Source organism: Streptacidiphilus fuscans, from assembly GCF_015690355.1.
Lineage (GTDB): Bacteria > Actinomycetota > Actinomycetes > Streptomycetales > Streptomycetaceae > Streptacidiphilus > Streptacidiphilus fuscans.
Genome location: NZ_JADPRT010000029.1, coordinates 25,873 through 33,635 on the forward strand (window position 1 = coordinate 25,873; position 7,763 = coordinate 33,635).

At 67.3% G+C, this 7,763-nt stretch carries 4 protein-coding genes; 3 read left to right on the top strand and 1 reads right to left on the bottom strand.

Translation table 11 applies throughout. The annotated features are described in order from the left end of the window. Window positions 1-341: 341 nt before the first annotated feature. The 3 genes from I2501_RS38450 to I2501_RS38460 all read left to right on the top strand — a co-directional run bounded on the left by I2501_RS38450 (window position 342) and on the right by I2501_RS38460 (window position 7,066). Window positions 342-1,517 (top strand): exonuclease SbcCD subunit D, encoded by a 1,176-nt coding sequence (locus tag I2501_RS38450; RefSeq protein ID WP_196198727.1) that lies wholly within the window; start codon window positions 342-344, stop codon window positions 1,515-1,517. Further along, on the top strand, window positions 1,517-4,555 hold the full coding sequence (locus I2501_RS38455) for an AAA family ATPase (RefSeq protein ID WP_196198728.1): 3,039 nt from the start codon (window positions 1,517-1,519) through the stop codon (window positions 4,553-4,555). The genes I2501_RS38450 and I2501_RS38455 overlap by 1 nt, the downstream gene beginning before the upstream one ends. A gap of 114 nt (window positions 4,556-4,669) precedes the next feature. Beyond that, the gene (locus I2501_RS38460) at window positions 4,670-7,066 is read left to right on the top strand and encodes a DEAD/DEAH box helicase (protein WP_196198729.1); all 2,397 of its coding nucleotides are present in this window, start codon (window positions 4,670-4,672) and stop codon (window positions 7,064-7,066) included. A gap of 55 nt (window positions 7,067-7,121) precedes the next feature. On the opposite strand, the gene I2501_RS38465 is transcribed toward I2501_RS38460, so the two are convergent. Continuing rightward, on the bottom strand, window positions 7,122-7,451 hold the full coding sequence (locus I2501_RS38465; RefSeq protein WP_196198730.1) for a hypothetical protein: 330 nt from the start codon (window positions 7,449-7,451) through the stop codon (window positions 7,122-7,124). Window positions 7,452-7,763 lie beyond the last annotated feature (312 nt).

Genomic DNA, 7,763 nt, shown 5'->3' on the forward strand with positions numbered 1-7,763 from the left:
GCAGATCAGGGCTCCGCGCGGGGTATCAGCCTTGTTGCTTGGGGCGGTTCCTTGGATACCTGGGGCATTGTGCCCCTGGGCACTGACAATCCCGGTGAGCTGCCTGGGACTGGCCTGGGTAGCCCGGCTGCCGCTTTGTGCGCGCCGAGGACACGGTTCGCGCGCACAAACGGCGAGCTCGTGGGCCGTAGGGTCGTTGCCTGCGAGTTGTTTGAACAGTGGTGCGCTGGAAGGGACTTGCCCATCTGATCACGGACCGATGGCAAAGATCTTCACAAAAAATCCACGGATTTGTGGATCTGCTCCTGGAGCCCGGCTGACTGCCGTTACGGTCGCGATGCATGAGGATCCTGCACACCTCGGACTGGCACCTGGGCAGGTCACTGCACCAGGTCTCCCTGATCGAGGCCCAACGCGCCTTCTTGGACCACCTTGTCGAGGTTGTCCGTTCCGAACAGGTGGACGTCGTGGTCGTCGCCGGCGACGTCTACGACCGTGCCATCCCTCCGTTGGACGCCGTCAGTCTGTTCCGGCAGGTCCTCACCCAACTGGCGGACCTTCAGATACCCCTGATCATGATCAGTGGGAACCACGACTCGCCCCGCCGCCTGGGCGTGACCGCGGACCTGATCGAACGGGTCGGCATCCACCTGCGCACCGACATGGCTGACCTCGCCCGCCCGATCATCCTCCACGACTCTCACGGCCCGGTCGCCTTCTACGGCCTGCCCTACCTCGAGCCCAACCAGGTCGGCGCCGAACTGCAGACCGAGGCCAACCACCAGGCCGTGCTGACCGTGGCTATGAACAAAGTCCGCGCGGACCTCGCAGACCAGCCCGCGGGAACCCGTTCCGTCGTCGTGGCTCACGCGTTCGTGATCAGCGCAGCCACCGGCAAGGCAGAGACCAGCAAGAGCGAACGCGACATCACCGCAGGCGGCGTCGCCCACGTCGCCGCTTCGGTGTTCGATGGCATGGACTACGTCGCCCTGGGCCACTTGCACCGCTGCCAGCAGGTCAGCGACCGGATCCGCTACAGCGGCTCCCCGCTGGCCTACTCCTTCTCCGAAGCCGGACACCCCAAGGCCATATGGCTCGTCGACCTCGCCGCCGACGCCACCGTGACGGCCCGCAAGATCCTTTGCCCTGTTCCGCGCCCCCTGCACGAACTGACCGGCCGCCTCGAAGACCTGCTCACCGATGCCGCCTTCAGCGCCTATGAGGGCTCCTGGCTGCACGTCACCCTCACGGACCCCGGCCGGCCGCTGATGGCGATGGACCGTCTGCGCCGACGCTTCCCCCACACCCTCGACATCAGCTTCGCCCCTGACGGCAGCGCGGACGAGGGCGCCACCTCCTACCAGGCTCGTGTCCGAGACCGCAGCGACCACGAAGTCACCGTCGACTTCGTCACCCACGTCACCCACGTCCCGGCCACCCCCGCCGAGGAAGCACTCCTCCACGAAGGCATCGAAGCCGTCCGCACCACCGCAGCCCAGCGAGAGGCCGCCCACTGATGCGCGTCCACCACCTGACCATGACCGCGTTCGGCCCTTACGCCGGCACCGAGCACGTCGACTTCGACGCCCTCACCGACTCCGGTCTGTTCCTGCTCCACGGCGACACCGGAGCCGGCAAGACCAGCATCCTCGACGCGGTCTGCTTCGCCCTGTACGGCGGCGTTCCTGGCCTGCGCCCCACCCTGAAGCTGCGCAGCGACCACGCCCCCGCAGACCTGCGCACCGAGGTCGTCCTCGACTTCACCGTCGCCGGCCGCCGCCTGAAGATCACCAGGCGTCCCCAGCAGACCTACCCCAGTACCCGCGCCCGGGACAAGATCGCCACAGCCCCGGCGAGCGTGCAGCTCGCCGAGTACCGGACCAGCTCCGGCACTGACAGCGGAGCAGCCTGGCATTCGGTCTGTGCCGGCCACCAGGACGTCGCGAACGAGATCGACACCGTCCTCGGCCTGAACAAGACGCAGTTCTGCCAGGTCGTCCTGCTGCCCCAAGGCGCCTTCGCGGAGTTCCTGCACTCCTCCGACAAAGACCGCCGCGTCCTGCTCAGCAAGCTCTTCGGCACAGAGCGCTTCCAGTCCCTACAGACCTGGCTGACCAACCAGAGCCGGACCGCCAAGGCATCCTTGGACGAATCCGTCCAAGTCGTCGAGCGTCTGGGCGACCGGATCGAACAGTCCGCGCGCCCGATCACGGCCCCCAGCGACCCCCAAGCCGCCGAGGCACTGCTTCCAGCGCGTGCAGAGCCGCACAACACGCACGACACCCTGGCCTGGGCCCAAGCCCTGCTAGCGCAGGCCGCGTCCGTCCGAAACCGCGCGAACGCCGCTGACGAGCACGCCGGCCACGAACACCGCCACCGCAAGGACGAACTGCAGCAGGCCCAAGAGCTGGCGGGACGTCAGAGCCAGTACCGCGCGGCACTCGACGAGAAGCACACCCTCGACGAGCAGGCCACCAACCACCCACAGCTCACCCTCCGGCTGCACCAGGGACGCCGAGCCGGGCAGCTCTCCCCACTCCTGGACGACCTCGAAGCCACCCGGCAGCGACTCGAACAAGCCCAACGCGACCAGGACAAGGCCCGCACGTTCCTGGCCGCAGAACTGGCCGACGCCGAACTCCCGCGACTCGAAGCCGCCCTCGCGGAACACCACACCGACATCGGACACCTCAACGCTCTGCTGCCACAGGAAGTCCAGCAGGTGGAGCTCGCCGAACTCATCACCGAGCTGACCGGCAAGGAAGAGGAAGCCCGGCAAGAGCGCGACGACGCCCAGCAGTGGCTCGACCAGTGGCCGCCCCTCGAACGCGAGCACACCGACCAGATCGCAGATCTCCTCAAAGCCGCCGCGGACCTGCCCCACCTGAGCGAAGCCGTATCCGCAGCCAAGCAGAAACGGGACAAGGCCCAAGAGCGCGACCGCCTCCAAACCCAACTGGCTGACGCCGAGCACACCGCGACCCAGCTAAAAGAAGCCGCACAGCTGGCCAGGACCCACTGGCTCGACCTGCGCGAGCAGCGCCTCGACGGCATGGCGGGCGAACTGGCCGCGGATCTGCGCGACGGCGTCCCGTGCACGGTCTGCGGCTCACCCGTCCACCCGGCCCCCGCCGCAAAGCAGCCGGGTCAGCCTGACCGCGCCGACGAGGACAACGCACGCATCCAGTTCGACCAGGCCGACGCCGCCGCTGTGACGGCCGACCTCCGATGCAACCAACTCAACACCGCACACGCCAAGGCAGAAGGCGAAGCCGGATCAGCCACGCCGGAGCAGATCGAAGCAGATCTCGACCAGGCCGAGGCCGCGTACCAGCACGCACGAGCTCAGGAGGACAAGCTCGTCCCGCTCCAGCAGACGCTCGAAGCCCTGCAGACCGAGCAGACGCGGCGCAGCACGACGCACGCGAAGGCCCACGAACAGGTCATCGAATGCCAGGGCCGCCTGGCCACCCTCTCCCAGGAACACGGACGCATCACCCGCACCCTCGAAACCGCCAAGGGCACGGCCCCCTCGCTCGACGACAAGATCGCCCAGCTCACCCAGGCTGCGGACCACATCGCCGCCGCCATCAACGCCACGCGGGAGGCGGCTACCGCCGCCGAACGCCACCACAAGGCCGAACACACCGCCACCAGCGCGGCAACGAAGGCAGATTTCTCCTCCATCGAAGAGGCAGCAGCAGCCCTCCAACCAACCGCAGACCTCGCCGCCTGGGAAGAAGAACTCAAGCAATGGGACCGCGAGAACGCCGCGGTCACCCGCACCCTCAAGACACCGATCCTCGCCGACGCCCACGCGCAGCCCCCAGCCGACCTGACGGCCGCCGAGGCAGCCGTCAACGCTGCGGAAACCCAACTCAAGGCCACCGCAGCGGCACTGGGCCAGGCAAAGGACTGCGCAACCCAGCTAGAAGACCTCACCGCCAAGATCGAACAGGCACTGGCCAAACTCCACCCTCGACACGAGGCCTACCTCCTCGCCGACCGCCTCGCCGGCATCGCCTCCGCCACCAGCGCCGCCAACACACGAGACATGGAGCTGGAGGCATACGTCCTCGCCGCCCGACTCGAACAGATCGCCGACGAAGCCAACAACCGCCTCAAGACCATGCTCCCGCGCTATACCCTCCTTCACACCACCTCACGAGACACCGGCCAGCGCGGCGGCCGCACCAAGCTCGGCCTCGGCCTGCGCGTCATGGACAACTGGACCGGAGCCGACCGCGAAACCTCGACCCTCTCCGGCGGAGAGACGTTCATCGTCTCCCTCGCCCTGGCCCTCGCCCTGGCAGAGGTCGTCACCCAAGAAGCAGGCGGCCGCACCCTGGACACCCTGTTCATCGACGAAGGCTTCGGCACCCTCGACGAGAACGCCCTGCAGAACGTCCTCGACGTCCTCGACCAACTGCGCGCCGGCGCAAGGACCGTCGGTGTCATCAGCCACGTCGCCGACCTCCGCGACCGCATCCCCGCCCAACTCCGCGTCATCAAGAAGGAGAACGGCTCAACCCTCCGCGAAACAGCAACCACCTGACCAAGAAGAACCTCAGACCCACCGCTGGCAGAACACCACCGACACCACGCGCGCAGTGCTGGGCCGCTGCGAGACACTGGCCCAGCGCAACCCTTCCGATCGCTAGGTGGAGCAATGACCAACCCCGCTGCCTCTCCTGCGCCCGCGCGATTGACCCCGCGCCCCAACCAACAGGCAGCGATCCACGCAGGCACCCGCCAACTGCGCCCACGCCACAGCCGCGCCCTGATCACCTCGGCCTGTGGCACCGGCAAGACCCTCACCGCGATCCGCATCGCCGAGAACCTCGGCGCCGACCGCATCCTCAACGTCTTCCCGACCCTCGACCTGCTCGCCCAGACCGCACTCGCATGGCGGACCGACCACCGAACCGAACCCATGGTCGCCCTGTCCTCCATGGACGCCGACGCCCACGAGGGTCTGCGTGCCGCGAACGTCGGCGGCACCAGCGACCCGAAAGGCCTCGCCCGCGCCCTCGCCGTCCTTCCCCGGCTGACCGTCTTCACCACCTACGCCTCCCTCGAAAAGATCGAGGAAACCCAGCACCAGGGCATCGACGTCCCCCCGTTCGACCTCGCGATCATGGACGAGGCCCACCGCGTCTCCGGCCGCGCCGACAAGACCTGGGCGATCGCGCACGACGCGAAACGCATTCGCGCGGACCGCCGCCTCTACCTGACCGCCACACCCCGCATCTGGGACAGCCCCGACCTCACCGAAAGCCCCGACAGCCCCCGCCCACGCCTAGGACGCGCCCGCCACCTGGGCCCCCAGACACTCCACATCGGCTCCTCCTACTCCATGGACGACCCCGCCGTCTTCGGCCCCCGCATCCACGACTACCCCCTCGCCGAAGCCATCACTGACGGCGTCCTGGCCGACTACCAGATCCTCGTCCCCACCATCACCGACACCCAGCTACGCACCCAGCTCAACACCCACGACACGACCACAGACGGCCGCCGCACCACGGCCCTCCACCTAGCCGTCACGAAAGCCATCAACGACCACCAACTCGACCACGTCCTCGTCTACTTCAACGAAGTCGACGCCGCCACCCGCTTCGCCCGCGAATACCCCCACACCCTGCGCCGCCTCCCACCCGAGCTCCGCCCCACCCGCACCCCCCAAGTCAGCGCCATCCACGGCGACCACACCCCCGAGGAACGCCAGCAGATCCTGGCCGACTTCGCCCAAGCCGAATGCGCAATCCTCACCAACGCCAAGCTCCTGGCCGAAGGCATCGACATCCGCAGCATCGACGGCATCGTCTTCGCCGACACCACCCGCAGCGTCGTCCGCTGCATCCAGGCCCTCGGCCGCGCCCTACGCAAGCCCGCCGACAGCCCCAAGATCTCCAGCCTCATCATCCCCGCCTACGTCGCCCCCGACGCAGACCCCACCGACCTGCTCGGCACCGCCTACGAACCGGTCTGGGCAATCGCCTTCGCCCTGCGCAGCCACGACCACCGCATCCTCGACCGCCTGCCCAATCGCGCCCACCGCCTGTCCACCGAGACCAGCCAGGTGATCGCCTCACGCTGGCACTTCGACTTCGACATCAACCCAGAAGCCGTTGCCCGCGCCATGGACCTGATCGCCTTCGACCCACGCGGCCCCCAGACACGAACCCGCCGCCGAGGCCTCGCCGCACTCCAGCGCTTCCACGACACCTACGGCCACGCCGACGTTCCGGTCGACTACGTGGACGCCTACGGCTTCACGACCGGCAGCTTCGTCGAACAACAACGGGACGCCTACCGCCGCGGCCAACTTGCCAACGACCCCGAATGGGTCGCCGAACTCGAAGCCCTCGGCATCGCCTGGAACGCCAAAGACGCGGCCTGGCGAACCAACCTCGCCACCATCAGCTCCTACCACCGGCAGCACGGCCACCTCGCCATCCCCAAGACGGAGCCTGGGGGAGCCTTCCTCGCAGACCAGCGCTCCCTCGCCAGCCGCGGCGAACTCGACCAGCTGCGCCAGCGCGAACTTGCTGCCCTAGACCCCGACTGGCAACTGCCACACAGCCCCGACTGGACGCGCAAGTACCACGTGCTCCGCGCCTACATCCAGACCGGAAACGACTCGGCAGCGATCAGCCAAGACACCGTCATCGGATCAGTCAAGGCTGGAAACTGGCTACAGCGTCAACTCGTGCAATGGGAGAAACTGACTGCTGGCCAGCGCGAACTCCTCACGAAGATCCACCTCACTCCCCAGACGCTGTCGCTCCTCAGCGCGGACCGCCGGCAGCGACGCAGCTTCGCGCAGAACGTGGCCATCGTCGGCCTCTTCGTGCGGCGTGAGGGACGCTTCCCCGGCGCCCGAGACTGGATCACGATGGACGGCGAACGCGTCATGATCGGACCCTGGCTCGCCAAGACCCGCACCAAGCACCGTGCGGGCGAACTCGCTGCGGCTCAGGCTGGACTGATGGAGAGCCAATTCGGAACCGACTGGACCACCGCGGCGACCCCCTCCAACCTGTCCGAGTCGAAGGGGGAGTAGCACAAAAACCGGCATGGCTAGCCTTTTTTCTAAGGAAGCACGCTAGCGGCACCGGCTACGTAGGTGCCGGGCCGACAGCAGCAGCGTCATGAACCTCGGGCGGCTCGTCCACATCGACACCGAGCTTCGTCAGTCGAGAACGGATGCCGCCCGTTTGACGGCCCAGGGCAGTAGCGAGCTCCTCGAGGCTTTGACCGTCATCGTGCAAGTCCAGCAGCAGCTGGTCATCCTCCTCTGTCCAGCGCTGGTAGGCCTTGTGATGGTGCTTCCGGATCTCCTCGACAGAGTAGGCCGGCTTCGGGGGAGAAGGCACAGGCGCAGCAGGTTGACCGCGCGTCAGCTCAACAGCCGCCAAGAGCTCGAGGGGATGCTGATACACCGCCACCCCATCGATCGAGCCACAACACGATCTCCCCGTCCTCAACGGTCAGGACATCTGCCACCACTGTCACAGCCCGGCGCATGACGTCTGGGTCATCCGGATCGGTGACGAAATCTTTGAAGCGGAGCCTGACTTGAGGCTGAGTATCAGACATGAGACAGAGAGTAACGCCCCTCTCCCAGGTGCGATCGGATGGAGCGAAGCGAAGTCCGGTCTAGCGGGGCAACGCCCCGCTGGGGATCCGCAACGCGGATCACCTCGGCCCGCAACGCGGGCCGTATCTCTTTAAGGGGAGTGAAGCGAAGCGGAGCTCCC

What these genes read in the sequence shown, in the direction of transcription:
- I2501_RS38450 (WP_196198727.1), top strand. Translation starts at nt 342, where the DNA reads ATGAGGATCCTGCACACCTCGGACTGGCACCTGGGCAGGTCACTGCAC.
- I2501_RS38455 (WP_196198728.1), top strand. Translation starts at nt 1,517, where the DNA reads ATGCGCGTCCACCACCTGACCATGACCGCGTTCGGCCCTTACGCCGGC.
- I2501_RS38460 (WP_196198729.1), top strand. Translation starts at nt 4,670, where the DNA reads ATGACCAACCCCGCTGCCTCTCCTGCGCCCGCGCGATTGACCCCGCGC.